Source organism: Acidisoma sp. 7E03, assembly GCF_054665075.1.
The window spans coordinates 1-645 of record NZ_BAAFHE010000066.1; the positions used below are offsets into that span (position 1 = coordinate 1).

Genomic DNA, 645 nt, shown 5'->3' on the forward strand with positions numbered 1-645 from the left:
AGCTTCCACCACCGCATTGGCGCCAAGCGTCAGCGTGCCTTCGGTATCCAACGTGTCGATGCCGGCCGCACTGCCCAGCACCACCGTCGCCGCGTCGAAGGTCTCGGTGTCGTTGAATTGCAGCGTGGCGGCCGCGCCATCCACCGTGATCGTGCCGGGGCTCGTGCCGTCGGCCGCCAGTGTCGTCAGACTGCCCTGCACCACCACCGTATCCGAACCACCGATCTCCAGGGCGCCCACGATGGTGTCACCCTGGTAGAGGCCATTCGCCGAAGACAGCGTGCCGCCGGAGAGCACCAGCGTCGCATCCGCAATCGTCCCAGCGTTCAGCACCGTCGCGAAAGCGCTGTCGGCGCCGATAGTGAGCGTGCCGCCATTGGCGTTCAGCAGCCCGTCCACTTCCAGCGAGCCGCCGGCACTCTGCGCCGTCGATAGCGCCGAGGCATAGGTGTCGAGCGACAGCGTGCCACCGCCCTGCACGACGATGGAGCCGGTGTTGACGAAGCTCGCCAGATCCTGGATCGCAAGCGTGCTGCCGTCACCCACCGTCAGCGTGCCGGCATTGGTGAAGCTGCCGGTTGGCTCGATGTCCATCTCGATGCCGCCGCTCACCGCGATCAGCCCGTTGTTGACGAGGCTCGTGGG

At 67.0% G+C, this 645-nt stretch carries 1 protein-coding gene; it reads right to left on the reverse strand.

Annotated features, from left to right (window positions below):
- A partial coding sequence (locus tag ACYQ6W_RS22700; RefSeq protein WP_459678581.1) for a hypothetical protein occupies positions 1–645 on the reverse strand: 645 nt, incomplete at both ends.